We start from the raw sequence: 26,978 nt of genomic DNA, 5'->3' as shown, positions 1-26,978 counted from the left end.
ATAGGTATTGTGTATAGGGGCGGGTTTAGTAGACCAAGTTTGATGGAATCCCATAACTGGACGGCCAAAACCGCCCCTACGGAACGTTAATCATGAATCAAACGTTTATTGAATAGTTGCGATCGCACCCACTGGAAACCTTCTAGAAACACATCCAAGAACGTATATGCTGCAAAATTCCATTCGGCGATTTAGCTGGCGTGCCATCATCCGTCCGTGGCGACAGATGGACTGGCTGCTCATGCTGTTGACAATTGTTCTAACGGTTGGCGGCGGCTTGATGATCCGCAGTACGGAACTCCAAGATGGGCTGGTGGATTGGTATAGCCACTGGTTTATAGGAGGTATCGGCTTTGCTCTGGCGATGTGGATCGCCCGCAGTCGCTACGAAGGTTTACTGCAGTGGTATTGGATAATCTACGGCGCGGTGAATGCCTCTCTGGTCGCCGTCATGATTATCGGAACGGTAGGTTTAGGGGCACAGCGCTGGATTTCGATTGGTGGGTTAACAATCCAGCCGTCAGAGTTTGCCAAATTAGGCTTGATCATTACGCTGGCCGCACTGCTGCATCGGCGTACCGCTTCGACCATTCCGGCAGTTGTCAATGCGCTGCTGGTTACCGCAGTACCTTGGGTTTTAATTTTTTTGCAGCCCGATTTGGGGACATCGCTGGTGTACGGGGCAATTACGCTAGGGATGCTCTACTGGGCCAACGCTAAACTGGGCTGGATTGTGCTGATGGTTTCACCCGTTGTCGCAGCCCTCTTATTTAGCCTCTTGCTGCCCGGTTGGTTTATCTGGACAGCGTTGATGATGCTGATTGGCTGGCGCACCCTGCCCTGGCCCCTATTGGGCGCACTCGGCGCGGCGGTTTTAAATCTGGTGTCCGGTGGCTTGGGTAAGGTATTCTGGGGCATTTTGCATGACTACCAGAAAGACCGCCTGATTTTGTTCCTTGATCCCGCTAAAGATCCCCTCGGTGGGGGCTATCACCTGATTCAGTCTCGTATTGCCATTGGGGCAGGGCAGCTTTGGGGCCGAGGCCTCAATCACGGAACGCAAACGCAGCTCAACTTCATCCCAGAGCAGCATACGGACTTTATCTTCTCGGCAGTGGGCGAAGAGCTGGGTTTTATAGGTGCGATCGCACTGATCTGTATATTCTGGCTAATTTGTCTCCGATTGGTGATTATTGCTCAGAACGCTAAGGATAATTTCGGTTCACTACTAGCAATCGGCGTCTTATCGATGCTGATGTTTCAGGTGATCGTCAACATCAGCATGACGATTGGTTTGGCTCCTGTAACTGGAATTCCGCTGCCCTGGATGAGCTACGGACGATCGGCGCTGCTGACGAACTTTATTGCCTTAGGGCTGGTGGAATCGGTGGCCAACCACCGCAGCCAGCTCAAGTTTCGTCGCAAACTGGGCGACTTGGATTAGTCCCGTTTTCGCTAAAAAGAGAGGCGGCTATCCTGGCTTGGTCAGAATAGCCGCCTCTCTTTTGGCCCTACTGCTTATACACAGCCTGAATAGTCCTTCTAAATCCCGGACTGATTCCCCTAAATCCCTCTTAAAAAGGAGAACTTTGAGCCAATTCCCCCTTTTTTAAGGGGGCAAGGGTAGGGCTGATTCTCTAAAAAAAGAAAATGCTCGTAAGTCCTATTTCCTCGTTCAACCCGTTTTGGCAAAGAACCATAAATTGGGAGTTACAGAATTATTATTCTGCTAGAGAATCAGCCCTAGGGGGCAAGGGGGGATCTCAACGTTGAAACGAAGTCTAGGAGACTTATGTATAAACAGTAGCTTTTAGCCGATTGGAAAAGCTATTTAGGTACATTCAGCGCGCCATTGCGGCGCAGAAACGCGCGCTGTTCGTCGGCAATGCCCTGAGCTTCAGTAAAGATAGCTCCATGAACTGTGCTACGCGAAAAATCGACGTTTTTGAGAATTGCACCCTCTAGATTGGCATCGCGTAGATTCACTTCAGAAAGATCGGCATCCGATAGGTCAGCGCCTTCCAAATCAGCACTAAACAGCGAGGCATGGCTCAGATTAGCCTCGGCCAGCGTAGCTTGACTCAGATTGGCATGGTCAAACATAGCTGCACAGAGCAGTCCCTGGCGCAGGTTGGCCTGACACAAATCAGCTCCAACTAAATCGGCTTCCGCTAAGTTGGCTTTGTATAAGCACGCATAGGTAAACCGCGATCGCTGCAGCATCGCCGCTGGAAACTGGGCTTTGGTCAGGTCGGCATCAATCCAAACCGCGTCGCTGGCCTTAGCTTTAGCGAAGTTAGCCTCTTGCAGGTTGGCCGCACTGAGATTGGCTTTAAATAAAATGGCTTCCTGTAAATTGAGTCCTACCGCATCAATCTCAGCCAGATCGGCTTCGCTCAACAGCGCCGCAGTGGCATCGGCTCCGGTCAGAATGGCACTGTGGAATTTGGCTCCTGTGGCTTTGATGTAGCGCAGCATCGTCTGATCGAGCTGCGCGGCAGTGAGCTGGGCTTGGTCAAACTGCGCTCCGTCTAAAATCGCTTTCGTAAATTGCGCTCGATTCAGAATGGCAGCTTGAAAATTGGTCTGCCGACAGGATGCGTAGGACAAATTGGCTGCCCGCATGTAAGCCCGCTGAAACTGGGCATTGTCGAGCGTTTGGCCCCGTAGGTCGATATGGCTCAGCTCGGCTCTTTGCAGAGATAGCCCCTGCTGGATTTGGTCTAAAACTTGGTCTACCGTAAAAACAGCCATAGCTGAACCGCTAAATTATTCAATCCCAACTGAGTAGTCTGTCAACTAAGTTTTATGGGTTTTGATGATTGATGTGCCGCGCGGAGCGCGGCACATCAATCATCAAAACTTAAATTTACAGAGTACTGAGCAACAGTCCGGACAGTTTTTGGGAGAGTGCGAAGAAAGCTATCCACCGTGTAGAGTGCGAATGTACCTAACATGTCGCACCAATGGATAGCCTCAATCGGATTCTAACCGGTTTGCTGGAGACAGCAGGCCATTTGGTAAACCCCAACAACAGTTTTTGTTGACCTTGATGACCACAATTTTCGTGGTCTGTGGCAAGGTGAACTACGCCAACCTCAGTCGTTACAGTGACTTAAGCGAGCGAAGTTACCGTCGACACTTCGAACGGGGCATTGGCTTCGAAGGACTCAATCAAGCACTGATAGAACCATTAAGACGAGACGAGGCGGTTCAGGTCGCAGTGGTCGATTGCACCTTTATGGAAAAAAGTGGACGGCACACCTACGGTCTAGACCAGTTCTACAACGGTAAAACCCAGCGTCCAGAACGGGGCTTAGAACTGTCAGTGGTGGCGATTGTCGATCTGGAGCAGAATACAGGGTACACGCTGTCTGCCCAGCAAACCGAGGCAGACTTACCTCATTTGAGAGCGTCTTCGAAACAGGGAAAGGGCGCGAAGGGCAACCGGATTGACTTCTATCTGGGGCATCTGGCCTACTGCCTGACGTTCTTCCCCACTTGGATTCGCTACATTGTCGCCGACGGGTTTTACAGCAAGTACAAGTGGGTCACTGGCGTGGTGCAACTCGGGTTTCATGCGATTGGCAAACTGCGCTGTGATGCCAACCTCAAGTTCCTCTATGAGGGGCCATACCAAGGGCGAGGTGCTCCTCGACGCTTTGACGGCAAGGTCAACCTGCAAGACCACCGACGATTTCAGTTGGTCAAACGCTTGGACGATGGAGTTTATCTTTATACCGCCATCGTTTGGTCGGTCAGCCTCAAGCGCAACATCCGGTTGGCCTATCTGCTCAAAGAGCATCGGGGTCGCCGCAGTTATGTCGTGCTGTTTTCTACCGACCTCAACATTGACCCGTTCCTCCTTTACCGGTGCTACACGGCCCGATTTCAGATTGAATTTATTTTCCGTGATGCTCGTCAGTTTACCGGGTTAGTGGACTGTCAAGCTCGCTCTGCCGAAGCGATAGACACCCATGTCAATGCCAGTTTGATGGCACTGAACCTGGCTAAAGTCGCGTTGCAAAACAACCAGAAAGACGATGATTCGCTGAGCTTCTCGCTCGCCTCTTTCAAACGACTGGCCCTCAACCAACATCTTTTAGACCGATTTATTGACCAGTTTGACTTGGAGCCGACTTTAATTAAATCCCATCCTAATTACCAAAAGCTGCTTGATTACGGGGCGATAGTCTCCTAAATCTGTCCGGAGTGTTGTCAAGATAGACATAGATAATCACCTTGGTTTATATAACTGTAAGTGCGATCGCAGATCTTGTAGTGCGTTACAGCAATGCTTAATGTGCCCTACGCGAGAGGTGCGATCATGGTTACTATACAAAAAACTGGCTGACACCCCATCTGCATAAACCCCAGAGGCTTTCTCAATGCATAATGCCGAATACTATTGCGCCTACTGTGGCGAACCCAATTCAACCTTTGTTGACCCCAGCGCAGGCACTCAGCAGTCCTACGTGGAAGACTGCCAGGTGTGCTGTCGGCCCAACATTCTCTACATTCGGATTGACGAAGATACCTTAGATATTGAGATTGATACGGAATACGAAGGCTAGGATTCAGCCGCCCTCAGTTTTTTAGCTACCGCTAGTGTTTAGCTTTACCTACTCCATGTAAAACTTGAACCGAATATTTCTTGACTGAACTTTATTAAGGAATCGTGCGGTGCCCTCAAGCTCATCTACAAATACTTCATGGGCATCATCACCATATTCACTAAATAGATTCGGATTATCGCGTAGGTGCTCAACAAGACTCTGCATGATTTGCGCTGCTTGACCAGCATCTTCGGCACTAAACCACTCAGGTTGATCTGAAAATTCTGCGATTCTCTCCCGCAACTGTTGCACAGGTTCAGCAGAAACAACTTCATCAGGATTTGGATCTGCTAGTTCAGCCTCTAATTCTTCTTGGTAGTACTCCTTATCAGTAGTAATAAATCGACTCAGCAGAGTTAATCCTTTTTCTTCTGCGATTTGATCTAATGTGTTCCAAACTAGCGGTAGATTTTCACTTGAAGCTTCTGGTAGAGACTGCATCCAGGTTTCGCTTTCCAGAAGAATTGTAAAAAAGACTGACATAGTTAGAAATCCCGCTCACCACCTATCTATGTGCTTAGGATGCCCGTAGAAGCCAGTTAATTTAACCCATATCCTGTTGAGTTGCTAGGTTCTCAGGGAAACCTATTGAGGAAATCAAGCACGTTAAAACTTAAGTATGTACATCAAGACTCATGTTTATCTCAAAATTGATGTCAACAAGATATGGGCTAAACAACTAGAGGGGCAAACAGTAGTGGAATTAATTGCTGATGAGCCGTTTACTACAGAAAGGCTGCTGATCGGCAATTTTGATTCGGCTTTATCTGTAGCTAAGAAGGCAATCAAACAGGTTAATTTAGGCAAGCAAAGACTGGTGACTCCTAACGTTGTTGTTCATCCACTGGCTTATACCGAAGGAGGATTAAGTCCAGTCGAAAAAAGGATGTTTCATGACCTGATTGCGTTGGCAAACGCCTCTGCAGTGGTTTGGGAGGGAAATGAACTTTCAGATGCACAGGTGATAGCCCTGTTTCAGAAAAAGGATTCTCATTGACTGCGATCGCACCGTTAAGAGAGTAGTGCAGGTTAAGGACTTTAAGTATGATCTTCAAACGCGCCCATGTTTATCTCAAGATTGACATCAACAAGATATGGGCTAAACAACTGGAGGGGCAAACAGTAGTGGAATTGATTGCCGATGAGCCGTTCACTACCGAAAGATTGCTGATCGGCAATTTCGAGCCTGCCTTGTCTTTGGCTAGGGCAGCGATCAAGCAGGTTAATTTAGACAAGCACAGATGGGTTAGTCCTAAGGTTGTTGTTCATCCGCTGGCTTATACCGAAGGAGGATTAAGCCCGTTCGAAAAAACGCTGTTTTTGGAACTTGTTAATAGTGCTAACACCTTTGATATTCAGAGTTGGGGGTACGACTTTGCCATTCTGCAAGATTTGTTTTTGAGGGTTAATGAATTTGCTAACGCCCGTGCCGTTCGAGTTTGGGAGGGCGATGAACTTTCAGATGCACAGGTAATAGCTCTGTTTCAGACAGAGGATTACCATTAATTGCAAAGCCCGTATCTAAGCTCCCATTCCCGAATACTGCCTCAGCCCCAGATGCCAGAGCAGACGGTTTAAGCCGAAGAAAATCGCGATCCAACCCAGCATGACCAGCAACCCCTTCACGATATCCACCTCAAATCCAACTAGAATACTGGCCGGAAAATTGATCAAATAGGGAAACGGTGTCCACTCCACGACAGCGCGTACCGTAGGCGGAAACAGCTCCAGCGGCGCAATCATGCCCGATAGGAACAGATAGAACAAATACCAGACTTGTTCGATCGCAGTTGCCCGTTCCACCCAAAAGGCAAACATGGCAAACGTATACTGCATCAAAAATCGCAGGACAAAGGCCAAGAGAATGACGCCTAACGCCAGCAGTAAACGCGGCCAGGTCGGCCACCAAGCCGCTTCCCGATAGAGCAGAAAGAATAGGCCCACAATAACTATCACCAGCGGCATTCGCACAACGCGCTCAGCCAAGTGACCAAAGAAATGGTGCCAGCCCGGATCGAGCGGCTGAAGCAGTTGCGGCGACAGCGTACCTTCCACCACCTCTTTTTCAAAATCCCAGATTACCCAGACAACCGTGAACTGGCGCGCTACAAAAACGGCAATGAAGTAGCGAACAAAATCCAAGGCAGAAAGGCCAAAATCGCCACTCGCTGAAGCTTGTACCCAAACTCCCATCAGGATTAAGGGCAACGTACCCGACAGCATCCAGAACACGAGTTCCGCCCGATACTCGGTCATATAGGCATAGTAAACCGTCATCAGCGCCTGGACTAAACGTCGAAATCCGCCGAAGCCATTGGATAAGTTAAGGGGTAAGCGGTTAGAAGTGCGATCGCGCATATTTAACTACTCTACTGAACCTGTTTGAAATACCCGTCCAATCACTTCTTCAATCGGCGGATCGGCCACAGTTAAATCCCGCACGGGTAGGTCAGCCAACACACGAGAAACCGTTTCCGTCAGCTTTTCTCGCCGTACAATAAAGCGCACCGTACAGCCCTCCTGATGTTCAACTTCGCCATAGCGAGCCAAATCCAGCGGTTCGCAAGACTCTTCTAGCTCCACCGTCACTTCCCGATAGGGCACAAACCGCTCCAGCAGTGCCTCTAGCTGACCGTCATAAATCAACTGGCCATCGTAAATCAGCAGCACCCGCTCACACAGCGCCGTAATGTCGGCCATGTAGTGACTGGTGAGTAGAATCGTCGCCTGATAGCGCTCGTTGTATTCCCGTAGAAAATCCCGCACCGCCACCTGGGCGTTAACATCTAAACCCAGCGTCGGCTCATCCAGAAACAGTACTTTCGGACGGTGCAGCAGTGCTGCCAACAGTTCCGCCTTCATCCGCTGACCCAGGGAAAGCTTGCGTACAGGTTGGGTCAACTGCTCCGACAAGTCCAGCATTTCCGTCAGTTCCGCCAATCGGTAGCGAAACTCACGGTCTTCGATGCCATACACCGCCGCATTAATCCGCAGCGAATCCAGCGTCGGCAAATCCCAGATCAACTGCTGCTTTTGGCCCATGACCAGGGTAATGTTTTGCAGAAAAGTGCGATCGCGGTTGAAGGGCACATGTCCGGTTACCTCCACCCGTCCCGCCGATGGATGAATCAAACCCGTCAGCATCTTCAGCGTCGTCGTTTTGCCTGCTCCGTTGGGGCCTAGAAATCCAACCACCTCACCGGGCTGAATTTCAAAGGAAACATCCTGTACTGCATTCACTGACCGATACTTACGCTGGAAGAAATGAGCCAGTGTTCCTTTAAATCCTGGCTGCTTAACTGCGACAGGATAGACCTTACTAAGCTGTTGAACTGAGATGATCGCCATACTTGCTATGGTTGCACAGATGCACGAGAAACGGGTGGAGGTCGTGGTAGAAGGTGAGGCGTGAGGTGCTCAGAGCACCTACCATCAAACTGGTGAGCGTAGAATAAAGAGCAATGACCTTTTGAAGAAGCGACAAGGCTGTGAATTGAGCACCCCGTCAACCAACCAGTATAGTGAGCAGCGCGACAGATGCATCAGACTAATGACGTTGCCAGTTTGACACGCTAGAAAAGACCTGCTGTTGGAGTCTAAAAAATATGAAAATTGCGATCGCACAGCTCAATCCGACGATTGGCGACTTACAGCACAACGCTCAGCAGATTTTGGCGGCAGCGCAACAGTCCGCTGAACAGGGTGCGGAATTGCTGATTACAACGGAGCTGTCGCTGTGTGGCTATCCGCCGCGCGATCTGCTGATGCAGCCCAGCTTTTTAGATGCGATCGCACAGACGCTTCAGGAACTCGCTCAAGCCTTACCGTCTCAGATGAGCGTGTTGGTGGGGTTGCCAATGCGCAATCCAGCCGCCGCTGAGAAGGGTGAAAAGCCACTGCACAACAGCGTGGCGCTGCTGCATCAGGGGAAAATTCAGCAGATTTTTCATAAGCGTTTGCTGCCCACCTACGACGTGTTTGACGAAGACCGCTATTTTGAGCCGGGCCATCTGGCTAACTGCTTTGAGCTAGCTGGACTGCGCATCGGCGTCACCGTTTGTGAAGATCTGTGGAACGATGAGGAGTTTTGGGGGCAGCGTAACTACGAAATTAATCCCTTCGAGTCGCTAGCCCAGCAAAATGTGGATCTAGTCGTCAATCTCTCGGCGTCGCCCTATACCGTTGGCAAACAGGGACTGCGGGAAGCCATGCTGAGCCATGCGGCCAGCCGCTATCACTGTCCAGTCATTTATGCCAATCAGGTGGGCGGCAACGATGATTTACTATTCGACGGCAGCAGTGTCGCCTTTAATCGGCAAGGCGAGATGGTCAGTCGAGGACGGTCATTTGAGCCGGATTTGATACCGCTTACGTTTGATCCGGATAAGCAGGATTTAGCGATCGCAGATATCACTCCCGTACTGGATAGTGAATCAGCCGCCATCTGGTCGGCCTTAGTGATGGGCGTGCGCGACTATACCCGCAAGTGTGGCTTCAGCAAAATTGTCCTGGGGCTGAGTGGCGGCATTGACTCAGCGTTAGTCGCTGCGATCGCAGCCGCAGCCGTCGGCACCGACCAAGTACTGGGTGTCCTCATGCCGTCGCCCTACAGCTCGGAGCACTCAATTACCGATGCGCTGGATTTAGCCAGCAATATTGGCATTCGGACGGAGACGCTGCCTATCGGTTCCCTGATGAAGCAGTACGACAAAACCTTTCTCGATCTGTTTGCTGGCACCGAGTTTGGCGTAGCGGAGGAAAATATTCAGTCTCGCATTCGCGGCAATCTGCTGATGGCGATCGCCAATAAGTTTGGCTATTTGCTGGTTTCGACGGGTAACAAGTCTGAAATGGCCGTGGGCTACTGCACCCTTTACGGCGATATGAATGGTGGATTAGCTGCGATCGCAGATGTGCCAAAAACAAAAGTCTATCGTCTCTGTCAGTGGCTAAATCAGAACGCAGCTCAGATTCGGCAGGTTCAAACTCACTTGACTCCCTATCCTATTACATCACCCCAATCAAATCAGGACTTAGATCTCAACCGACCGATCATCCCGCTCAACATCCTGGAGAAACCGCCCAGCGCCGAATTGAAGCCTGATCAGAAGGATGCAGACTCGCTGCCGAGCTACGACATCTTGGACGACATTTTGGATCGCTTAATTCACAAACATCAATCGCCTCGCGAAATTGTTGAATCCGGTCATGATGCAGCCACTGTACAGCGGGTATTTAATCTCGTACGTCGGGCTGAGTTTAAGCGGCGACAGGCTCCTCCTGGCCTAAAAATCACCGATCGCGCCTTTGGCACAGGCTGGCGGATGCCAATTGCCAGTCAATGGGTGCTTAACTTGCCGACTCAACCGTTTTCTCTCCGCCCCAATTAACTCTAATGGCTAGAGCGTTTACGTCTCTTGATGGAGTGATTAACTAGATTCAACCGATACGATTTCTAAAGTAAGAAAGTTAAACTTTCTGCTACTCGCTACTGCAAAAGTTTTCAACGATTAGAAGTCGATCAAGGCTTGACTGACAACAGCGTTGATCATTTTCAAAAGCGCTTGAAGTTTACAGCAGTAGTACAGGCAAATGGTGTGACTGAACAGTTGTTTGCTTTGACAGCATTTTCTATCTTGAAAAATTGCTGAAGGGCAAATTCATGTTCAACTACATCACTAAAGCCTCTTTTGTTGAACTCAATCTTAAAATAGTATGACTACCGATAAAAACCCAACAGATAAGCAGACTCCTCTTGAAGGAATATCTCGCCGGACGGGTCAACAGCCCCGAGACTCCAAGGGAGACGAGCGTGAAGGCGCTAAAACTGAAGCACCTAGCAATAAGAACGAGAAGGTTCCTGGTAGCCCCAACCAAGGCACCGACTCCCGATAATTAATTTCAAAACAGTTCTTAAAAAGCACTGGCTGCAGCCAGTGCTTTGCTTTATTGGCTTCAACTGATGAAGTAATATAGCCTTTCCTGGGCTACTGAGATACAAGTTATTTAACGAAACATCAGCTCTTGTACTCGCTCAGTAAAATCGAAATCCCCTGTGTTGATTTAAACTCCTGGCAAACTAGTACGATTGCGATTGTCATTGGCACTCCTAATATTGCACCAGGAATGCCCCACACCCATCCCCAAAATACAATTGAAACCAGTGCTACAAATGGGGATAGCTCTAAAGATTTGCCCTGTAAGCGGGGATCTACGAAATTTCCCATAATAACTTGGATAACCGCCAATCCAACTAGTGTTGCAATCCCCTTACCAACACCCTGAAAGACTAAGGCCACAAGCGTTGGTGGGATGACGGCAATGATCGAACCGAGGGTTGGGACAAAGTTCAAAACGAACGCGATTAATCCCCACACAAATGCAAGGTCAACACCTAGTACAAAGCCAGGGCTATTTCATTCTAAACAAGTAGCCTAATATGGGATCGAAGCTGACGCTCATCTACAGATTCAGATGACTCAACTTGCGATTGTAGAAGCCTTTGCCGACTTACCCGATACCCGCCGTCGAGCCGGACAACGACATAGCCAAGCCTTATGTTTAGCCCTATTCACCTTGGCCGTTGCGGCAGGGAATCGGGGATTTCTGGCGATCGGGGATTGGCTCAAGGCGTATCACGATGAATTAGTGGCGTTGTTTTCGCCTCCTCAAGACCGTTTACCCTCCTACAGCACCATTCGACGAACGCTCTTGCGGGTGGATTATCACGAGTATGCCGCCTGTTTATCTCGGTTTTTCGGCGTTCATCCTCAGCCTGGAGAAACGATTGCGACTGATGGCAAAGTTGTGCGGGGGTCTTATGAAGCGCTCAGCGATGACCCACAGGTCGAGTCGCATCCAGCAATTCTGCTGGTCAGCGCTTACATTGTGGAACGAGGACTCATCCTGGAGCCCTATGAGGTGGAGTCCAAAACCAATGAAATCACAGCCTTGCCCATCTTCATTGAACAATTGGCGCTCAATGGAGTGGTGTTTGCCTTTGATGCGATCAGTACTCAAAAAAAACGGCTGAGGTGATTCTCAGCAGTGGCAACCATTATCTGGGGGCACTCAAAGGCAACCAATCTGGGCTGCTCCAGGCCGTAACGACTCATTTTCAGGCGCAGCAAACCGTCCAACAGCTCAACAAAGGGCATGGTCGCATTGAAAAACGAACGATCAGCATGAGTCACATCCTGGATAACATGCCCGAGTTTCCGGGATTGCAGACGCTGATTCGAGTTCAATCCGAGCGCCAGGTGCATCGAGCCGACATCGTTGAGGTGTCTCACGACACCCGTTACTACGTGGCTTCCTTTTGTGAGAGTGTCCAAGCCTTTGCTCAACGCATCCGAGGCTATTGGGGCGTAGAAAACAAGGTGCATTATGTCCGAGATGTGACTCAAGGGGAAGATGCCTCCCGCATTCGAACCCCTCCTCTGGTGCAAAATTGGGCACTGGCCCGTAATTTTGCGCTGAACTTATATCGCAATCATGGCTTTGAGAATATGGCTCAAGCTCAACGCCGGGCTGGATTTGGACTTAGCACTCTCAAGTCTCTATTTAGAATGCAATAGCCCTGAGTACAAAGCACCAAGCAATAGTTAATAATCCAGTTATTAAACTCGTAAGCGCCATCACACCTAAGTAGCGACGCAGTTTGTCGCTTGTGTTAGAAACGGCATGAACTAAACGACGACTCGCTGTTGATGGAAATGCCTGTTCAACTTTGTGATGATACTGACTTACTTCTAGTAGCAAAAGTACTAACTGGAGTTTAGACTAAGGCCAAATTGCACCACCTGTGACAGTGGCGCATGTTTGGAGTAACAGGAGCCGAATGGCGGGGTTAAGGGACAGATGTGGCTTGTTTTTTAGAGCGTTTTCCTCGTTTTCGGATGGTGGGGCAGTAGGGTTTGGGGGGTCGAGGGGTGCCAGTCGGCCAGCCCGGTGATTTTCCTCGGGGTTTGGGAAGTGCAGTCGGTGTGCCCAACTGAGCGAAAAGTGGAGCGATGGAATCAGCCACTCGTCCAGGAGTCAGAGCGGCTTGAGGTTTTTGCCAGGGCAAGGGTTGGTCTTGGACGAGATCACGCGCTAACCATAACTGCCAGGTGGCTAAGGGCATCAAGTCACTCCAGCGTTCCGCCGCTTTGGGGTCTGCCAGTTTCGGCAAGAGCCAATGCAGTCGCTGCTTGATGAAGCGGTACCAGTGGTCGATAGCAAAGCGTTGCAGATAGCGTTGCCAGAGGGTGTCTAAGGGCGGTGGACTCTCGCCAACCCACACCAACCAGAGGGGGCGAGCGGGGCGAGGGTGTCCGGTGGCATCAAGGCGTTGCACCTGAATCAGCCGCATGGGATGAGCAGCGGCTTGCCGAAAATGCAACTGGTGCCAACAGCGCACCCGCACTGTCCCCAACTTGGGATGCTCGAGAATTGCTGTCTCATCGGCTGACCACCAGGTGTCGGGGTCATTGAGTTTGAATTTGTCGCCGTGGACTTTGGGACGTCCTCGTCCACTGTAGGGCGGCGGTGCTCCCCAGAGGTTCAAGTTAGAGCGCAGACGCATGAGTTTATCGGCGGCAATATCAGCGGTTTCCAGCACGAAGCGAGCACAGCCATACTCACTGTCCCAGAGCGTCAAGGGACGACAGGATAACTCTTTACACACTTGCCGCAGTTGAAATGCAGCTTTGCTTAATGGGCTCTCCCAACTGGTAATTCGCTCATGCCGCAAAGGCAAGGCCCAACTGCCTGACTCGGGTGGAATCCAGGCCAACGTACTGTAGCCTTGACCGACGGTAATCGGCCCCCCTCCTCCCACACCCTGAGCCTGATGTTCATACGTCCGTTCGGGTAAGCACTTCGCGTCTGGACGGGGCCATGCCGTATGGTCGCCAGCCAACACCACTGGCTCCTCCTGGGGCAGTTGCTCCAGGTACAGCTGCATCAGTCGGCGGCGCTGCGGTCGGCTGTCATGTACAGCGCTATAGATACTCGGCCATTGGCGACGAAAGAATGGGGAGCGCGAGAGCTCGACAAAGCTGGGCGCTTGCCGTGTCGTCAACACCGCGTCAATGAGTTCAAAGGTCGCATCATGCGCTCGTCCCAAATATTGATGGGCGCGCTGGCGGAATCCGTACAGGCTATCGTAGGGCATAGCAGTTGCTGAGGTGAGTGGTATTGTCTCAGCTTCTGCTATAACGCGGTTCGTGCCTAGCACGACCGCGATTTTCTTTCGCTCTTTAGTCTAAACTCCAGTACTAATAGTGACACAACTAAAACAAACAAGCTAAGCGCTGAGAGCAGGGATCTTAAACCGCCGATGGCTTGTTGGACAACCTGATTTGATGAACCTTGAGATGATGAAAAAAGCTGCTCTGTTGGAAGACCAAAGTTGCTAGCCCATGTTCTAGCCGTATTAGCCATTTGCTGAATTTGATCCAAATATCCAGGTAGTTTAGGCTCAATGATTTCAGCACTTAACGACAGAGCCCCAACCGCCAATCCTAATATGCCTGCTAACACAGCCAATACGATGATCAGGCTTAACCAACGCGGCACATAACGATTTAACCAGCGCTGCAACGGATGAACTAAAACGGTAATGAAGAACGCAAACGCCAGAGGCATCGTAATCGGACGAGTATATTTCAGTGCAGCAATAACCAAAATTGTGGTGATAATGGCAAGAAAAACTGGCGTTGCTTTTTCAGGTAATTGCATTAGCTTGAGCTATTTAGGTGCTTTCGAAAACTATTAGATTGTTATGGGCAAGGTATAGCTAGATACAAGTTATGGCTACCAAACAGTAAGACGGACTCATGCATCATGAATCCGTCTTCAGGCTTAAAAAGCTGGTCAACTGGTTATAAATTAAGCGCCAACCACGACGCCACCATTGGGATGAAGCACTTGTCCTGTGATGTAGGACGAATCATCATTAGACGCCAAGAAAACAAAGCTGGGTGCGACTTCGCAGGGCTGCCCCGGACGCTGCATGGGCACCTGCTTGCCAAATCCCTCTACACCTTCAGCGGGAAATGCGTCAGGAATAAAGGGTGTCCAAATAGGGCCAGGAGCAACACCGTTCACGCGAATTCCCTTTTCAAGCATGGGCTGAGCCAGCGAACGGGTAAACGCGAGAATTGCGCCTTTAGTTGTGGAGTAGCTTAATAAACTACCGTTACCCTTATAGGCATTAATTGATGTTGTGTTAATGATTGATGCTCCCTTCTTCAAGTGCTTTAACGCCGCTTTGACAAAGTAGAACATTGAGAAGATGTTAGTACTAAAGATTGAACCCAGGCGAGCTGAATCAATCACATTAATATCTTCTTCTAAATACTGTTCAGCTGCGTTATTAACCAAGACATCAAGTTGCCCAAGTTGGTCAACTGTTTGTTGTACGGCCTGCTGGCAAAATTCTTCACCGCTAATATCGCCAGCGATAATTAAACACTTCTGCCCTTCTTGTTCAACCATTTGTTTGGTTGCTTTAGCATCTTCATGCTCGTCTAGGTAGACAATCGCAACATCTGCACCTTCACGGGCGTAATGTACAGCAACTGAACGGCCAATACCACTGTCGCCGCCCGTAATTAGAGCAACTTTTCCTTTCAGTTTGTCGCTACCTTTATAGCTATCCGAAATGACCTCTGGTTTGGGGTTCATTTCCGATTCTAAAGCTGGTTGACGAGATTGGCTCTGGGGTGGAATTTTATTTGGAGTAATAGTCATTATGAGTTAATCTGCTGAGTTATAGTGTATGCAAACTAGATCTGAAGCTAACAATTTTTAATTTGTAATGAAATACCCCGCCGCAAGCGGACGGGGTATCAGAATCAAAAAAGAGCAAGTTGATTATCCCGATGCAATTTGAGGTAATCTTTGCCTTGGGCTTGAACATATTTGGCGATCATTCCTTCATCCCCGTGGCGGCCTACTGTACTCGCAAAATATCCATCACTCCAAAACTCGCCTCCCCAAAGTTTCTGCTTCACTTGAGGGCATCGTTTGAAGACTTCTCGTGCAGTTAAACTTTTCAGCATCGTTACCAGTTTGGTCACACTATAGGTCGGCACGGACTGCACTAGAAAATGGACATGGTCTTTGTCCACTCCAATTTCGACAAACTTCACCTCGTAGCGTTTCTCGATTTCGAGGCAGACCTCTCGCAGAACCGCATCTACTTGCTCATCAAACACAACCCGTCGATACTTTGCTGGAAACACTAAGTGGTATAGCAAAACTGTTACGTTATGACTCTTGTGGATGTACTCACTCATTCTTAGATCTTACGCCGCAGAGCGGCGGGGAATGGACCCCAAGAGATTCAAATCAATCAAAGGAGACATAAGCATTCAACAGCGCTCTATAGAAAGGAAGCATCTGTCAAATTTCAGTTTATTGACTACTGATCCGGAGTATCAAAAACGGTGACTGAAACAAGTGGAGTTACATTAAATCCTCTGGCGTTTAATTCGGTTTGAATAGTTTGGCTAAGCTGTTGGCGAATCGCTTCATCTGACAAATTCACATCAGCATGGCGCTGCACATATAAGTTACATAGCAACGAATTTTGATCGGAAATATTCGCTCGGGTAAACTCTACATCTGCTTTGACTAAGCTAACCACTGAACTTTGGTCAACAATTCGATGAATTTCAGCCGTGGCCCGTTGAGCCTTACTGGATCGCTGGAGATTGGGCGAACCGCCAAATTGCCACAGGAGCAAAACCGCGATCGCACCTATTGTCGTCACCAAACTAGCCGGAAATACCCAGCGTTTTCCCCGGTCATAGCGAGCGCCTTGGGGTGATAACCCACCATAGAAACGAAAGATCAGGGTAGCGGATAAATTAATGCCGACAAGCTGGAGTAATAGTAGAAAGAGGCCGCTTTGCACCATTGCCCAGCGACCGATGGCAGCGGACATGCCAACGAGTCCTGCCGGAGGAGCTAGAGACGCAGCTACCAAAATACCGACTGCGGCCCCTGAAACCAAACTGCTGCGCTCAGACTGCACGAGGTTCAGTGAGCCTGCGGCTCCAGCGGCAAGGGGCAGTAAAACCGATACAGTCGAAATCTGACTGCTACTGACCATCAAGGCAGTAGCAATCTCTTGCTGAAATGCAATGCTCAGCAGAAAACAGGTCACGACTGTAACTAAAATCGCGCTGAAGTAGCGCAGCAGACCATGAGTGAGTAAATCGCGGTCACCTCTAGCACTTGCGATCGCAACATTCATGGCGGGACCAGCAAACGGCGCAATCAGCATCGCCGCCACCAGCAGATAGTTGGTATTGGTGTACAATCCAATCCAGACAACGACGCCAGCCACAACGGAATAACTTAAAAAGCCTTTCCACGAGCCGACACTCTGCAAACCCGCTAGAAAAATTTCCAGCGGACTGCGGGCAGTCACATCAGTCAGCTTTTGGGGCGCTTCCGACGGTGGTGGTCGCAGCGGCATGACGCCCCGTGGATGGAGCGTAACATGCAGCTCCGGAATCGATTCGAGTTCGGAGAGAAAGTTTTCAACTCGACGATTTTCAATATAGGCTTCTACATGATCAACAGGCTGATCATCTGCGATCGCAGATGACCATGACAAGTTTACGCCACCCTGATCGTGAGCGATGTGATAAATCTTTTCGCCATATCCTTGCGGTGCGCGAATAGTCAGTTGACGCATGAACCTAAAGCACAGTGGATGATTACACTGCCCACATTAGAAGCTGCTGAAACAGCATTCGTCTGCCCTGGGTGAGAGGCCTTATCGCTCAGCAGGATTGTTTTTATGGTTGACAGGTAACAATTTGGGGTGACAATTTTACGTGTCGGCTTGTTGCTTGTGTTCCTCCGGTCACTTACGCTATGCAAATCAACCTTTCTCCACGAGCGGTTAAAGACTGGTCTAAACTCCAGCGGACGCTTGTTCCCTACGGCTTTTTGCTACCCGCTCTTTTTGTTCTGGGCATCAGCGTTTTCTGGCCCGCCCTACGAGCGTTCTACCTCAGCTTTACGACCTACGGCTATGATCTAACGGCTGCACCGACCTGGGTTGGGCTCGATAACTTTCAGCGTTTATTAACAGATGCCGTCTTTTGGCAAACGCTGAAGAATACGCTGATTTACCTGATTTGCGCCGTCCCAGTACTGGTGATTGCCCCCTTGGGCTTAGCGATTCTCGTCAACCAAAAACTGCGCGGCATTCGCTGGTTCCGGGTGGCCTACTACGTGCCCGTGGTGATTTCGATGGTAGTGGCCGGGATCGCGTGGCGCTGGCTCTATGCCGAAACGGGACTGCTGAATCAAATCTTGCGTTGGCTGGGCCTCTCAGAAGCGGGTGTCCCCTGGTTAACCAGTCCCAATCTGGCTCTATTCAGCGTCATCGCCGTCACTATCTGGAAAGGCTTGGGCTACTACATGGTGATCTATCTAGCTGGGCTACAGTCTATTCCCGATGATCTCTATGAAGCCGCATCTATCGATGGCTCCGACGGTTGGCGACGCCATTGGGATATTACACTGCCGCTGATGCGCCCCTATCTGTTTCTCGTAGCGGTCATTTCGGCCATCTCAGCTACCAAGGTCTTTGAAGAAGTCTACGTGATGACGCGGGGTGGGCCGCTAAACAGCTCAAAGACGATTGTGTATTATGTCTACGAGCAGGCATTCGATCCCCAAAATTTTGACATTAGCTACGGCTGTACGATTGGTCTGGTGCTGTTCTTGGTGATTTTGCTGCTGTCGTTTATTCGGTTAGCCGTGAGCGGCAAGCAGCCAATTGTGTAGTCTGACTGTTTATTCAAATTGCGGCCAAAGCTCGCGCTGCAAGCTTTGGCCGCAATTTATAGTGATTCCAGTTAAGAGTGAGAAAACGAGAGAGGAGAGTGCCTCATCCTGAGGCACTCTCCTCTCTCGTTCTTATCTAGAACCCCTATAGAATTGGGATTTTTACTTCGAGGCTTGTTGAACTTTGGTGGCCATTAGTGCGATCGCACGATCAGAACTAGCAGCCACATAGTCATCTCGTTTGTCGTACTGGTCAATGTGACGGCAAATCACAATCGGTGGCTTCACACGACAGGTGAAGAATTCAACCGCAACTCGACCGTCTGGAAAAACCTTGACTTTAGGCACCAAATCCTTAGGTGGATCGCCTTTCCACTGCCACTTCATCTGGTTAGGAATTGTCTCAATCGGTCGGTGGTTTTGCCATTTGCAGTCTGCACCTAGCGCACCAAACTCTTTCAGTTCCCGCCGCAGAATGGAGGCCACCACAAAAGACATCGGCGATCGATCACCTCTTAAAGCTGTCATTGGATCATCTAAACCCTGTTCCGGCTGAGGCGGATGTCCGCGATCGCTGGCATTTTCCATAGCCAATTCCAGTTGGGTCACCGTTGCCATCTCTTCGGGTACAGCCCAAACTGTATTAATGCCACCCGTTTTACGCCGATGCAAAAACGTCACCCAGCGCCACCCCTCGCGCAGTTGCAAACTCGGAATTTGTAGCAGTACTGCGGCTGGATTCACGGTGCTGATCAGCCAGCGGCCCTCTTCATCAAATCCAGCCGATTCGGTTGAGAGTGGACTACCAAATTTGAATAAATCGCCTAAATCATCCAGTGATTCAGGAATGGGCAACTCATCCATGTCGTCTGGAAAAGTCCAGGCTTCTAAACGTCGTTCTGAATCAGGCAAAGTTAGAGACTGACGAATATGCTGCTGGATTTTCTGAATAGCAGTCAGAGGAAACTTATGCAGAGACATAGGATTGGCGAACGATCCGTGATGGGTGGCATGACACTCAGAACATTGCACTGATTAGATCAAGGCAACGATGCATGCTGATGGCTATTCGATGCTTTAACTAACAGGGATTTATCCTGTTTCTAGTGTCTCTAAAAAACGCTTAGGTCGCTACCGCTCGATATAGAGCGTAATAGTAATCCTCTACCTTCTTCCGTGCGTACTTCATGATGCCTTGCTTGTCAAATCCATGCTTGATGAATTTGAGGTGAGGATCATTGAGGCCGTGTTTTTTGCTGCATCGGTAGGTTGAGATCGCAAATGTGTAGAGCGCTTCACGAGTCATTCCACTTCCACCAGCGACCCAGCCTTGAAAATCTCCAGACTGATGCCAGATGAGGCCCACACCGCAAGCGAGTTTAAAAGCTCTGAGCGATTCATTCTTGCGGACTCGCTTACCCTTTTCCTTGGTTGGATGATGGATAATGCGCTGCCGTCCGTCGTCAAGATACTGCTCCAGCGGGTAAATGCAGCTAATCAGTAGAGCTGTGAGCCTAGTACTGAATCCACACTGCTGAGCAGCTTCTACATACGATGCATACTGCGGCTTACTTAACTCCTCAAGGATGCACTGCTCGGTGAGGATTTCCTCTTGTTCAATCTGGATCAGGATGCGGGCTAAACTGCTGCTCTCAAAGCTCAGACCTAATCCAATTGATTGAGCTGCTTCTGTTTCCCACTTGGCCTTTTCGGATTCACCTGCAATGTAGCTGAGGATGCCCGGAAGCCGATCCGATCCATAGGGGCGCTGGATGGCTTTTTTGTACCATTCGGGAATTTGCCAGCTTAGCTTACTGCGGAGATTGTTGATAAATCCGTTCTTCTGACGGTTGAGATGCCAGTGATAATGCGTCAAATCTGAAAGCTGGTAGTCTTTCTCTACTAACCAGAAAGATTTGCGATCGCACCTCTCCAATCCATACATCGCCATCGCCAACCCATCGAGCTTGTCAGTTTTTTGGAGTTGCCAACTGTTTCTGTAATTGGCTAACTCCTTGTGACCCACCAGACGATAGGCCCGGCCAGCTTGTCTCAACCAGTGTCGCCATATCCGGCTATAAACTCCGGTGGGTTCGAGCACTACAAAATCGAAATCGAGCGATAAGAGTGCGTCTCTACCCTCACTCGAAACCCTCAGTGAAGTCTGCTTATGCTGCCGCGCAAATCGTTTGGGATTTTCGGGAATCTCTGAAAGCAACCATGCTGAAGCACTCAGCTTAGAAATATCTAGGCCAAGTACGGTAATATTTTGTTTCTGCATAAGAATCTTTCCTACTAGTGGTCAGTCAATAAAAGGATGACGGGTAAAAGAGTAAGATGAAGTCAGTGCAATCAAGGTGCTGACATGGTCAAAAAGTACATCGTAAGCTTAAGCGAAGCAGAACGACAAGAACTCGAACAAATGGTTAAAACGGGCAAACGAGCGGCTTATACGATCAATCATGCCCGGATTCTCCTGAAAGCAGATTGCAATCAACCAAGTGGGAGTTGGCGTGACCAGGAGATTAAAGATGCCTTTGGCATGAGTATCAGAACGATTGAGCGGGTGCGTCAGCGATTTGTCGAGGAAGGACTGGAAGCGGCGCTGAAGTGCCGTCCCGGTGGCGGTCGAAAACGGAAATTAAATGGCGAGGTTGAGGCGCATTTGATTGCATTGCGCTGTAGCGAGGTTCCGAAGGGAAAGGGGCGATGGACATTGCGGTTGCTAGCAGATCAGATGGTCGAGTTGAACTATGTTGAGCAACTGAGCCATGAGAGTGTGCGACAAGTGCTGAAAAAAACGAACTGCAACCCTGGCGACAAGAGTGCTGGGTAATTCCGCCTGAACAATCAGCCGAGTTTGTCTGGCGCATGGAATGCGTGTTGGAGGTGTATCAAACAGCTTACAATCCCAAGATTCCTGTGATTTGCATTGATGAGGCAACCAAACAATTAGTCAAAGAAACCCTGGTTCCCATTCCTGCTGAACGGGGACACCCCAAACGCTTCAATTATGAATATGAACGCAATGGTACAGCGAATCTGTTTATGATTTGTGAGCCAATGGTGGGATGGCGGCGGGTGGAAGTGACGCAGCACCGCACGGCACTCGATTATGCTCACTTGCTCAAAACGTTGGTTGATTCAGATTATGTTCAGGCAGAGAAACTGATTGTGATTCAAGATAATCTCAATACCCATTCGCCCGCATCGCTCTACAAAGCGTTTGAGCCACAAGAAGCACAGCGAATCTTGAGTCGGTTGGACTTTTGTCATACGCCCAAGCATGGAAGTTGGTTGAATATGGCAGAAATCGAATTGAGTATTCTCAGTCGTCAATGTTTAGATCGTCGTATTCCTGATTTGGAGACGCTCAAATCCGAGGTTGATGCCTGGCAGGACAATCGTAATCACGAAGAAACCTGGATTGATTGGCGGTTTACAACAGCCGATGCCAGGGTTAAATTACATAGACTTTACCCGTCAATTATTAATTGACTGAACACTAGTGTCTAAGGGCTTCCCTTTGGGTGCCCACTTGTATCTCAAGGTGTCTTATGTTGGTACTGAGAGGGAGCCCTTTAGCCGTCGAGGGTTCTCTCTATGTGGTTCCTACTAGTGTCTGAGGGGCATATTGATGTCCCCACTAGCTGAGTAAGGTTCCTCTCTCAGGTGAGAAGGTTTGGAAGCTTCCCACGACTGCCCGGAGGCAGTTTCGACTAGTCGCCAACTAGTTCTCTTCAGGTGGGAATCGATTGAGCTGAGCCTTGATGTTGAAACCTCGCTCTAGTACTTCTACTCCTTCGTCTACCATTCCTTGCAGGTGTGCAGAGGCTGTCTCTTCTGGTAACTCGCTCAGTTCATCTCGAAGCAGGATCAACACTTCAAGCACTCCGATATAGAACGATTTCTGCATCTCGTTCCACGGCTGGCTACCTATCAAAATGCCTTGCTTATTTAGGCTTGCTCCGTACCTGAGCCATAGTCTTGCGATACTGTATCGTTTTACTGCTCTCATAGCGGATCGATTCCAATCACTAACGCTTGCTCTAACCACTGACCAATCGTTTCCCGGCTGCCATCGCGCACCATCGCATCAAAGGACTGGCGCAATGTTTCTAACTGAGATCGCATTCCAGCGTGATCCTCGTCCGGTGGCGGAGTCGGCCACGGGTAATCAATCCAAATTTTCAGATAGTGAGCCAAAGCGCTGATGCTCTCAGGCCGCATTGGTTCTGTGCCTGTCAGGTAGTCCTGTACTGCTGCAGCGACTTGACCACTGGTTTCGTCCTGCCAGTAAACCAACCGGGGCGGCATGATTTGAGATAGGTACACACCGAATCGATTGAGCAGAGCGTGTACATCCTCATTACTCATCTGCTCATAGCGCTGGATACCGTGCTGGAGCAGTTGTTTTGTGAGCGTGTCCTGGTCGATGTCACTGTTACAGCGAGTCACAACCATCTCCACAGCCTTATCGAGGGCCAGGACGTGATGAGCAACAGCCATTGTGACTACTGGATCGAGTTCAAGGTTTAACATGTGGCTCCTCCGCAAAGTAAACGGTTAGGTCTTTGCCGAGCGTGTTGAGCCGATACATCACCTCATTGAGCGTTAAATGCTGGTTTGCGATCGCATGTGCCAAGTCAGTTAACTCAACTAGACAATGCCGCTCCCAGTCCTGTTGCTGTAATGCCATAGCGGGATCGATTGGCCTCCAAACGTCTGATCAATTTATGTAGACGACTCAGGATGATCGTGAATGCCCTGGGTAAGGCTTGGGAGGTTCATGCTCCAAAAAATGCGATCGCAGTGACCTGGCGAGCAGACGACAGAACTGCGATCGCGCTACCGATACTCAAATTGTATTGAAGATTTTTGAGTTTGTATAGAGGATTTCGTTAAGATCTTCTATAGTTAAAGCTTCTTTCCTAGTGAAACTTCTATACAATTTAGGTGATACACCATGAATGATGAAAAACATGACAAAAGCAAGGAAGGCACGGCACCGGGACGAACCGAAGGATCAGCCTCTGGCAGCACGATTATCCAAAACAGCGAAGGAGGGGCTAAAAAAGCAAGCCGAAAAACTGGAAATTTCACTCAACGAGTATCTGGAACAGCTGGGGCGCGGCGAGCTGAATCCACCTGCAAGTTCCTCCTTGGGGGAATTATTACCCAGTTGATCACTGATGCTGAGGATCGGCTGGGAGAAGTCGAGGAGTGCATCGAATGGTATCAACGAGAAAAAGGCAAAGTTGAGCAACGAATTACTGAACTAAAGCAACTTCAGCAGTTGGCTTTTGAAGAAGTAGATGCCGAACATGAATGATGAGCTGTGATCTCAACTCCGAGTTGCAGTCACAGTTTTGGATTGAGGTCTACGAATATCCATCAGCAGGAAAGCGATACTTCCGGCTCCAATGGGGTAACGGTCATGTGGTTGATGGATATAAGCACATCCCAGGAGGTAACTCTGACAGGCCAACGGTACAGGCTAGAGCAACTGAAGTTTGTCGCCATCTCCGACAGGGTGCTTCACTCGATCAGCTCCTAAGACTCATTGAGTCCTGGGGCAAACACAGACACTAAAAAAGTGCGATCGCACCTTCAATCTGCGATCGCACTTTTTATGTAGATGTTCAGTTAAATCACATGCAACGATGCTTAGTTAGTCCGATCAAGCTTTTTTTCTTTGATATCATGCCAGCGGATCACGAAGTCACCATCTAATGCTTCGATGATTTCAAACACATTAGAGAAGCGGCGATTCTCTGGAGTATCCAAGGTGTTAGATACCATCGAAGACACATCCGTAACTTTTTCGGCTCCTCTTCTTTCGGCAACCCGTTTACTCAGCTCATATTTGGTGATGCCCAACTCTGTCAGCCGCTCATTGAGAATTTTTTTTAAATCCATAGCCATAGGTAAAGCTCATACTTGCTATAAACTATAGCTGATTAAAACAAGCTCAGATGAAACGATCGGTGAGATCGGTTTTCTCAATTCACAGCGTATGGGCAGCCGGGGACTGCAGGAGACTCAACCGTTATCATCTCCGAGTACCACCCTGGCGGGAGATGAAAAGGCAAGCTTTTCACTCCCACCTTCCCGACTGCCGGATATTTTTGGATGGAAGTTTTCTCGTACAGATGGAGCTTTAACCCGCAACGTGGCCGCTGCGCGGCGGCTCCGGTTCCCTCTGGGGTTTAGGATGGGCAACCGCTGAGCCGAACGGTTGCCCGAATAAAGTTAGGCTACTAGAGCCAACCCATCACCACCTGCGATCGCATCGGCGATTGCTTTACGGACTTGCAGTTTTGCCACTGAAAAGGAACTACGCAACAGCTCCAGCTTGATTTCATTTTGAGTGCGGATCTGCTGCTGGTTCTGCACGAGGTCGAGCCAGCCCTGATACTCATCATCGGCGAAGGCGTACTCTTTCCACGCTGCGCGGCGTTGAGTGTCGTTTCGCAGATTGGCATCCTCGGCAACAGCCAGATCAAAGCGGGCCTTGCGCCGTTCGATGTTGGCCTCTAGCTCGGTAATCTTCTGATCGCAGCGGGCAATGGTCGCCCGAACTTTTGCGATCGCATGTGGATAGTCTTCAAGTGAAAGACTAGGCTTTTGAGGTGTATGGGGTGCTGTCATTAATCGTGTCTCCGTAGTGAATGAGTAAGGAAGGGGGCAAGGTGCCCCCAGTGAGTTAGCGGTAATTAAAAGAGTTGTTTAGTCTTAGCTGCTGCCGCTGCTGCTTCTGGATAGTGGCGTTCGTACAGCTCGGTTGTGTACTGAAACATCCCCATATCGCAGACAACAGAGGCCAAAAGCTTCTCCATCTCTAGCCGCTTCTCATCCAGCTCTGGATCATCACGATCCAAACAGCGGAGATACTGATCAATCGCATCCTTGAGATCAGAGAGATCTGATTCAATATGCTCATCAGCAATGTCATCTAAGCTATCGAGCCAATCCCCAACTGAACGGGCCTCGGCTTCAATCAAGCCAGTATGCGCTACATTATCCATGTGAGTTACATCCTTTTTTGGGTGTACAAGCCCTCCCTGCACCACCAGGGGGGGCTATTTGTGTAGGTTTCACCTACTCCTTTATTGTAGCAAGTTCTTGCTATGTTTAGTTATATTTTTTGCTATAATTTATGTATCGGGGCGGGGTAAAGCCTTTGATCGCGCCGCAGGTTTTTGAACCGTTAGTCGGGTAAGTCGAGATGTTGAGCCTAGCCGCATTAACCCACCGCAACCCAAGGCCAGGGAAGCGTTTTCGGGCAGAGCAACGGAGTTTCTAAGACACTCTGCCCATCCTACTCAGATAGAACTATGAAGCAACTTAAAATCAGACCACCTGAACTCAAAGGCTGTTTTTGGGCACGCCCTGCTTATCAAAGAATAGGGGTCGTTCTTGCTATACCGGAGCCTCTACCATTTGGGCTGGCTCCTTGGCTGCTCTCTCGCGGCTGGCGTCTCGCAGGCTACGCCAAAGACCGAGGCCAAGCCGCTGTTTTACTCGTTGGCGGCAATTCGGCGGATCTGCTGGCCTGGCTTCCGCCACCTCCAAAACACGGCAGCCAAACCCCAGGCGAATTTTTGCCCTGGTAGCGGCTGAGCCGCTAGCCGCCTGCGGCGGCAGCGGCAACCTCCCGGTTCTTCTCTTCGATGGGCGGTGGGTGGGGGTGCGGGGTGGGATGGTGGAAAACTGGAATTTTAAAAACCTCGGCGGCTGGGTGGCCGGGGCGGATTTCAGCAGGAACTGGTAGCGCTTCACAAACTAGCTCAAGCCCTGGCCGGGTGTTACTGGGAGATGACAGCATTTGAGATAGCAGACTCCCAGCCGCCCATACGCTGATCGGACATCTATTTAATGTGTCGTGGCTATCTGGTATTAGACTGTTTTCGCAAGCAGCCGCTACAACCCTGCTTGCGAAATTGGCTCGGATGCGCGGTGTGGAGCGAAGCGGAGCACGGCGCTGTGTAAACATGGCTCGGCTGAAAGCGGAGCCACACAGTTTAAGTGCAAAATGTTTCGGTTTGGGAAGTTGCGATCGCAAAGTTCAAATCTGCGATCGCAGGTTTAAGATTTCCTAGCTTTGATCACCAGCTTTAGTCTCACCTTTAGACTCAGCAGATTGCTTTGGGAATGAACTCTCAACGGTGACTTTGAGGCTACATTCAGCGGTGCCTTTGGTGACGTAGGGAACGCCAGCTTCGCCGCCCATGTTGATGCCGAACTCCAGCGTCACTTTATCCACGTTGGCATCACCCAGTTCTTTGAACGCTTTCAGGGTGCGTTTGGTATAGGTCTTCAACGTATTCTCTAGCGCTAAGAATCGCTGCATTGCCTGTTGAGCCGTGACCTCTGCTATACCTTTCTCATCAAGGCCCAGACTGCCACGGGTTGCTTCTCCCGATGTTGGTGTGACTGGCGGTTGCGGAATTGCGATCGCATCTTCTGATTCCACATAGATGGTTGTGTCAGCATCGAGCTGGATCGGAATCAACTGTTTCATTGTTATTCTCTGATCATATATTTAGTTGAAATTGGCATAGA

The 26,978-nt window shown here is 49.7% G+C and carries 29 protein-coding genes and 2 pseudogenes; 11 read left to right on the top strand and 20 right to left on the bottom strand.

Going from position 1 to position 26,978, the window contains the following annotated elements; all coding sequences use genetic code 11:
* Positions 1-166: 166 nt before the first annotated feature.
* Positions 167-1,444, top strand: coding sequence for a rod shape-determining protein RodA (rodA, locus tag AC286M_RS13220; protein WP_488204836.1), 1,278 nt, complete (start codon positions 167-169; stop codon positions 1,442-1,444).
* Between the two features lie 383 nt (positions 1,445-1,827).
* Here rodA and AC286M_RS13215 read toward each other — a convergent pair whose 3' ends face one another.
* A complete protein-coding gene (locus AC286M_RS13215) occupies positions 1,828-2,754 on the bottom strand; it encodes a pentapeptide repeat-containing protein (protein ID WP_488204835.1) in 927 nt (308 codons plus the stop codon).
* Between the two features lie 298 nt (positions 2,755-3,052).
* Between AC286M_RS13215 and AC286M_RS13210 the strand changes: the two genes are divergently transcribed.
* Positions 3,053-4,201: a transposase gene (locus AC286M_RS13210; protein WP_488203420.1), complete on the top strand. Its 1,149-nt coding sequence runs from the start codon at positions 3,053-3,055 to the stop codon at positions 4,199-4,201.
* A gap of 187 nt (positions 4,202-4,388) precedes the next feature.
* Positions 4,389-4,574, top strand: coding sequence for a CPXCG motif-containing cysteine-rich protein (locus AC286M_RS13205; protein WP_488204834.1), 186 nt, complete (start codon positions 4,389-4,391; stop codon positions 4,572-4,574).
* 48 nt (positions 4,575-4,622) lie between these two features.
* Here AC286M_RS13205 and AC286M_RS13200 read toward each other — a convergent pair whose 3' ends face one another.
* Entirely contained in the window at positions 4,623-5,099 is a 477-nt protein-coding gene (locus AC286M_RS13200) for a hypothetical protein (RefSeq protein ID WP_488204833.1), read from the bottom strand.
* 136 nt (positions 5,100-5,235) lie between these two features.
* Here AC286M_RS13200 and AC286M_RS13195 point away from each other — a divergent pair, with 136 nt between their 5' ends.
* Together AC286M_RS13195 and AC286M_RS13190 are read left to right on the top strand one after the other, a co-directional pair.
* Positions 5,236-5,613, top strand: a complete 378-nt coding sequence (locus AC286M_RS13195; RefSeq protein WP_488204832.1) for a hypothetical protein — start codon at positions 5,236-5,238, stop codon at positions 5,611-5,613.
* 47 nt (positions 5,614-5,660) lie between these two features.
* Positions 5,661-6,122, top strand: coding sequence for a hypothetical protein (locus AC286M_RS13190; protein WP_488204831.1), 462 nt, complete (start codon positions 5,661-5,663; stop codon positions 6,120-6,122).
* A 15-nt stretch (positions 6,123-6,137) separates the two neighbouring features.
* On the opposite strand, the gene AC286M_RS13185 is transcribed toward AC286M_RS13190, so the two are convergent.
* Together AC286M_RS13185 and AC286M_RS13180 are read right to left on the bottom strand one after the other, a co-directional pair.
* A complete protein-coding gene (locus AC286M_RS13185) occupies positions 6,138-6,974 on the bottom strand; it encodes an ABC transporter permease (RefSeq protein WP_488204830.1) in 837 nt (278 codons plus the stop codon).
* Positions 6,975-6,980: 6 nt separating this feature from the next.
* Complete coding sequence (locus AC286M_RS13180; protein WP_488204829.1) at positions 6,981-7,964, bottom strand: ABC transporter ATP-binding protein; 984 nt, start codon at positions 7,962-7,964, stop codon at positions 6,981-6,983.
* Between the two features lie 257 nt (positions 7,965-8,221).
* On the opposite strand from AC286M_RS13180, the gene AC286M_RS13175 reads away from it, so the two are divergent.
* Complete coding sequence (locus AC286M_RS13175; RefSeq protein WP_488204828.1) at positions 8,222-10,006, top strand: NAD+ synthase; 1,785 nt, start codon at positions 8,222-8,224, stop codon at positions 10,004-10,006.
* Between the two features lie 627 nt (positions 10,007-10,633).
* Here the strand turns inward: AC286M_RS13175 and AC286M_RS13170 are convergent.
* Positions 10,634-11,005 (bottom strand): annotated as a pseudogene (locus tag AC286M_RS13170) (AI-2E family transporter); the annotation flags it as partial.
* 85 nt (positions 11,006-11,090) lie between these two features.
* Here AC286M_RS13170 and AC286M_RS13165 point away from each other — a divergent pair.
* Positions 11,091-12,193: pseudogene (locus AC286M_RS13165) on the top strand (ISAs1 family transposase).
* A 272-nt stretch (positions 12,194-12,465) separates the two neighbouring features.
* Here the strand turns inward: AC286M_RS13165 and AC286M_RS13160 are convergent.
* The 5 genes from AC286M_RS13160 to AC286M_RS13140 all read right to left on the bottom strand — a co-directional run bounded on the left by AC286M_RS13160 (position 12,466) and on the right by AC286M_RS13140 (position 17,310).
* The gene (locus AC286M_RS13160; RefSeq protein ID WP_488204827.1) at positions 12,466-13,773 is read right to left on the bottom strand and encodes an NF041680 family putative transposase; all 1,308 of its coding nucleotides are present in this window, start codon (positions 13,771-13,773) and stop codon (positions 12,466-12,468) included.
* A 56-nt stretch (positions 13,774-13,829) separates the two neighbouring features.
* Positions 13,830-14,339, bottom strand: a complete 510-nt coding sequence (locus AC286M_RS13155; RefSeq protein WP_488204826.1) for an AI-2E family transporter — start codon at positions 14,337-14,339, stop codon at positions 13,830-13,832.
* Between the two features lie 150 nt (positions 14,340-14,489).
* A complete protein-coding gene (locus tag AC286M_RS13150; protein ID WP_488204825.1) occupies positions 14,490-15,353 on the bottom strand; it encodes an SDR family oxidoreductase in 864 nt (287 codons plus the stop codon).
* A 104-nt stretch (positions 15,354-15,457) separates the two neighbouring features.
* A complete protein-coding gene (tnpA, locus tag AC286M_RS13145) occupies positions 15,458-15,901 on the bottom strand; it encodes an IS200/IS605 family transposase (RefSeq protein WP_488202591.1) in 444 nt (147 codons plus the stop codon).
* A gap of 125 nt (positions 15,902-16,026) precedes the next feature.
* Entirely contained in the window at positions 16,027-17,310 is a 1,284-nt protein-coding gene (locus AC286M_RS13140) for a TIGR00341 family protein (RefSeq protein ID WP_488204824.1), read from the bottom strand.
* A 182-nt stretch (positions 17,311-17,492) separates the two neighbouring features.
* Here AC286M_RS13140 and AC286M_RS13135 point away from each other — a divergent pair, with 182 nt between their 5' ends.
* Positions 17,493-18,413: a carbohydrate ABC transporter permease gene (locus AC286M_RS13135; RefSeq protein WP_488204823.1), complete on the top strand. Its 921-nt coding sequence runs from the start codon at positions 17,493-17,495 to the stop codon at positions 18,411-18,413.
* Between the two features lie 162 nt (positions 18,414-18,575).
* Here AC286M_RS13135 and AC286M_RS13130 read toward each other — a convergent pair whose 3' ends face one another.
* Together AC286M_RS13130 and AC286M_RS13125 are read right to left on the bottom strand one after the other, a co-directional pair.
* Entirely contained in the window at positions 18,576-19,394 is an 819-nt protein-coding gene (locus AC286M_RS13130) for a hypothetical protein (RefSeq protein WP_488204822.1), read from the bottom strand.
* A gap of 142 nt (positions 19,395-19,536) precedes the next feature.
* Positions 19,537-20,694: an IS110 family transposase gene (locus AC286M_RS13125; protein WP_488204821.1), complete on the bottom strand. Its 1,158-nt coding sequence runs from the start codon at positions 20,692-20,694 to the stop codon at positions 19,537-19,539.
* Between the two features lie 84 nt (positions 20,695-20,778).
* Between AC286M_RS13125 and AC286M_RS13120 the strand changes: the two genes are divergently transcribed.
* Positions 20,779-21,911 (top strand): IS630 family transposase gene (locus AC286M_RS13120; protein ID WP_488203093.1). Its coding sequence is split into 2 segments (ribosomal slippage): positions 20,779-21,205 and positions 21,205-21,911, totalling 1,134 coding nucleotides; the frame shifts between segments, so codons are not numbered across the junction.
* Positions 21,912-22,143: 232 nt separating this feature from the next.
* On the opposite strand, the gene AC286M_RS13115 is transcribed toward AC286M_RS13120, so the two are convergent.
* The 3 genes from AC286M_RS13115 to AC286M_RS13105 form a co-directional block, all read right to left on the bottom strand.
* Positions 22,144-22,329: a hypothetical protein gene (locus tag AC286M_RS13115; protein ID WP_488204820.1), complete on the bottom strand. Its 186-nt coding sequence runs from the start codon at positions 22,327-22,329 to the stop codon at positions 22,144-22,146.
* Positions 22,330-22,427: 98 nt separating this feature from the next.
* Positions 22,428-22,955: a hypothetical protein gene (locus tag AC286M_RS13110; protein WP_488204819.1), complete on the bottom strand. Its 528-nt coding sequence runs from the start codon at positions 22,953-22,955 to the stop codon at positions 22,428-22,430.
* Positions 22,942-23,112, bottom strand: a complete 171-nt coding sequence (locus AC286M_RS13105; RefSeq protein ID WP_488204818.1) for a hypothetical protein — start codon at positions 23,110-23,112, stop codon at positions 22,942-22,944. Before AC286M_RS13105 ends, AC286M_RS13110 begins: the two co-directional genes overlap by 14 nt.
* A gap of 267 nt (positions 23,113-23,379) precedes the next feature.
* On the opposite strand from AC286M_RS13105, the gene AC286M_RS13100 reads away from it, so the two are divergent.
* Positions 23,380-23,745, top strand: a complete 366-nt coding sequence (locus AC286M_RS13100) for a hypothetical protein (RefSeq protein WP_488204817.1) — start codon at positions 23,380-23,382, stop codon at positions 23,743-23,745.
* A 335-nt stretch (positions 23,746-24,080) separates the two neighbouring features.
* On the opposite strand, the gene AC286M_RS13095 is transcribed toward AC286M_RS13100, so the two are convergent.
* The 3 genes from AC286M_RS13095 to AC286M_RS13085 form a co-directional block, all read right to left on the bottom strand.
* Entirely contained in the window at positions 24,081-24,338 is a 258-nt protein-coding gene (locus AC286M_RS13095; RefSeq protein ID WP_488204816.1) for a hypothetical protein, read from the bottom strand.
* Positions 24,339-24,665: 327 nt separating this feature from the next.
* On the bottom strand, positions 24,666-25,064 hold the full coding sequence (locus tag AC286M_RS13090) for a hypothetical protein (protein ID WP_488204815.1): 399 nt from the start codon (positions 25,062-25,064) through the stop codon (positions 24,666-24,668).
* A 65-nt stretch (positions 25,065-25,129) separates the two neighbouring features.
* A complete protein-coding gene (locus AC286M_RS13085; protein ID WP_488204814.1) occupies positions 25,130-25,441 on the bottom strand; it encodes a hypothetical protein in 312 nt (103 codons plus the stop codon).
* A 309-nt stretch (positions 25,442-25,750) separates the two neighbouring features.
* On the opposite strand from AC286M_RS13085, the gene AC286M_RS13080 reads away from it, so the two are divergent.
* A complete protein-coding gene (locus tag AC286M_RS13080; protein WP_488204813.1) occupies positions 25,751-26,029 on the top strand; it encodes a hypothetical protein in 279 nt (92 codons plus the stop codon).
* Between the two features lie 11 nt (positions 26,030-26,040).
* Here the strand turns inward: AC286M_RS13080 and AC286M_RS13075 are convergent, their stop codons facing one another.
* Entirely contained in the window at positions 26,041-26,241 is a 201-nt protein-coding gene (locus tag AC286M_RS13075) for a hypothetical protein (RefSeq protein WP_488204812.1), read from the bottom strand.
* 270 nt (positions 26,242-26,511) lie between these two features.
* Positions 26,512-26,937, bottom strand: a complete 426-nt coding sequence (locus AC286M_RS13070; protein WP_488204811.1) for a CU044_2847 family protein — start codon at positions 26,935-26,937, stop codon at positions 26,512-26,514.
* Between the last annotated feature and the right edge of the window lie 41 nt (positions 26,938-26,978).

This window comes from Thainema salinarum CENA647, assembly GCF_057732415.1.
This window is presented reverse-complemented; position numbering and strand designations above follow the sequence as displayed.

What these genes read in the sequence shown, in the direction of transcription:
- AC286M_RS13110 (WP_488204819.1), bottom strand. Translation starts at nt 22,955, where the DNA reads ATGTTAAACCTTGAACTCGATCCAGTAGTCACAATGGCTGTTGCTCAT.
- AC286M_RS13085 (WP_488204814.1), bottom strand. Translation starts at nt 25,441, where the DNA reads ATGGATAATGTAGCGCATACTGGCTTGATTGAAGCCGAGGCCCGTTCA.
- AC286M_RS13070 (WP_488204811.1), bottom strand. Translation starts at nt 26,937, where the DNA reads ATGAAACAGTTGATTCCGATCCAGCTCGATGCTGACACAACCATCTAT.
- AC286M_RS13190 (WP_488204831.1), top strand. Translation starts at nt 5,661, where the DNA reads ATGATCTTCAAACGCGCCCATGTTTATCTCAAGATTGACATCAACAAG.
- AC286M_RS13125 (WP_488204821.1), bottom strand. Translation starts at nt 20,694, where the DNA reads ATGCAGAAACAAAATATTACCGTACTTGGCCTAGATATTTCTAAGCTG.
- AC286M_RS13140 (WP_488204824.1), bottom strand. Translation starts at nt 17,310, where the DNA reads ATGCGTCAACTGACTATTCGCGCACCGCAAGGATATGGCGAAAAGATT.
- AC286M_RS13160 (WP_488204827.1), bottom strand. Translation starts at nt 13,773, where the DNA reads ATGCCCTACGATAGCCTGTACGGATTCCGCCAGCGCGCCCATCAATAT.
- AC286M_RS13075 (WP_488204812.1), bottom strand. Translation starts at nt 26,241, where the DNA reads ATGCTGTCATCTCCCAGTAACACCCGGCCAGGGCTTGAGCTAGTTTGT.
- AC286M_RS13175 (WP_488204828.1), top strand. Translation starts at nt 8,222, where the DNA reads ATGAAAATTGCGATCGCACAGCTCAATCCGACGATTGGCGACTTACAG.
- rodA (WP_488204836.1), top strand. Translation starts at nt 167, where the DNA reads ATGCTGCAAAATTCCATTCGGCGATTTAGCTGGCGTGCCATCATCCGT.
- AC286M_RS13130 (WP_488204822.1), bottom strand. Translation starts at nt 19,394, where the DNA reads ATGTCTCTGCATAAGTTTCCTCTGACTGCTATTCAGAAAATCCAGCAG.
- AC286M_RS13080 (WP_488204813.1), top strand. Translation starts at nt 25,751, where the DNA reads ATGAAGCAACTTAAAATCAGACCACCTGAACTCAAAGGCTGTTTTTGG.
- AC286M_RS13095 (WP_488204816.1), bottom strand. Translation starts at nt 24,338, where the DNA reads ATGGCTATGGATTTAAAAAAAATTCTCAATGAGCGGCTGACAGAGTTG.
- AC286M_RS13180 (WP_488204829.1), bottom strand. Translation starts at nt 7,964, where the DNA reads ATGGCGATCATCTCAGTTCAACAGCTTAGTAAGGTCTATCCTGTCGCA.
- AC286M_RS13200 (WP_488204833.1), bottom strand. Translation starts at nt 5,099, where the DNA reads ATGTCAGTCTTTTTTACAATTCTTCTGGAAAGCGAAACCTGGATGCAG.
- AC286M_RS13185 (WP_488204830.1), bottom strand. Translation starts at nt 6,974, where the DNA reads ATGCGCGATCGCACTTCTAACCGCTTACCCCTTAACTTATCCAATGGC.
- AC286M_RS13195 (WP_488204832.1), top strand. Translation starts at nt 5,236, where the DNA reads ATGTACATCAAGACTCATGTTTATCTCAAAATTGATGTCAACAAGATA.
- AC286M_RS13205 (WP_488204834.1), top strand. Translation starts at nt 4,389, where the DNA reads ATGCATAATGCCGAATACTATTGCGCCTACTGTGGCGAACCCAATTCA.
- AC286M_RS13155 (WP_488204826.1), bottom strand. Translation starts at nt 14,339, where the DNA reads ATGCAATTACCTGAAAAAGCAACGCCAGTTTTTCTTGCCATTATCACC.
- AC286M_RS13150 (WP_488204825.1), bottom strand. Translation starts at nt 15,353, where the DNA reads ATGACTATTACTCCAAATAAAATTCCACCCCAGAGCCAATCTCGTCAA.
- AC286M_RS13090 (WP_488204815.1), bottom strand. Translation starts at nt 25,064, where the DNA reads ATGACAGCACCCCATACACCTCAAAAGCCTAGTCTTTCACTTGAAGAC.
- AC286M_RS13105 (WP_488204818.1), bottom strand. Translation starts at nt 23,112, where the DNA reads ATGGCATTACAGCAACAGGACTGGGAGCGGCATTGTCTAGTTGAGTTA.
- tnpA (WP_488202591.1), bottom strand. Translation starts at nt 15,901, where the DNA reads ATGAGTGAGTACATCCACAAGAGTCATAACGTAACAGTTTTGCTATAC.
- AC286M_RS13210 (WP_488203420.1), top strand. Translation starts at nt 3,053, where the DNA reads ATGACCACAATTTTCGTGGTCTGTGGCAAGGTGAACTACGCCAACCTC.
- AC286M_RS13135 (WP_488204823.1), top strand. Translation starts at nt 17,493, where the DNA reads ATGCAAATCAACCTTTCTCCACGAGCGGTTAAAGACTGGTCTAAACTC.
- AC286M_RS13100 (WP_488204817.1), top strand. Translation starts at nt 23,380, where the DNA reads ATGAATGATGAAAAACATGACAAAAGCAAGGAAGGCACGGCACCGGGA.
- AC286M_RS13215 (WP_488204835.1), bottom strand. Translation starts at nt 2,754, where the DNA reads ATGGCTGTTTTTACGGTAGACCAAGTTTTAGACCAAATCCAGCAGGGG.
- AC286M_RS13115 (WP_488204820.1), bottom strand. Translation starts at nt 22,329, where the DNA reads ATGCAGAAATCGTTCTATATCGGAGTGCTTGAAGTGTTGATCCTGCTT.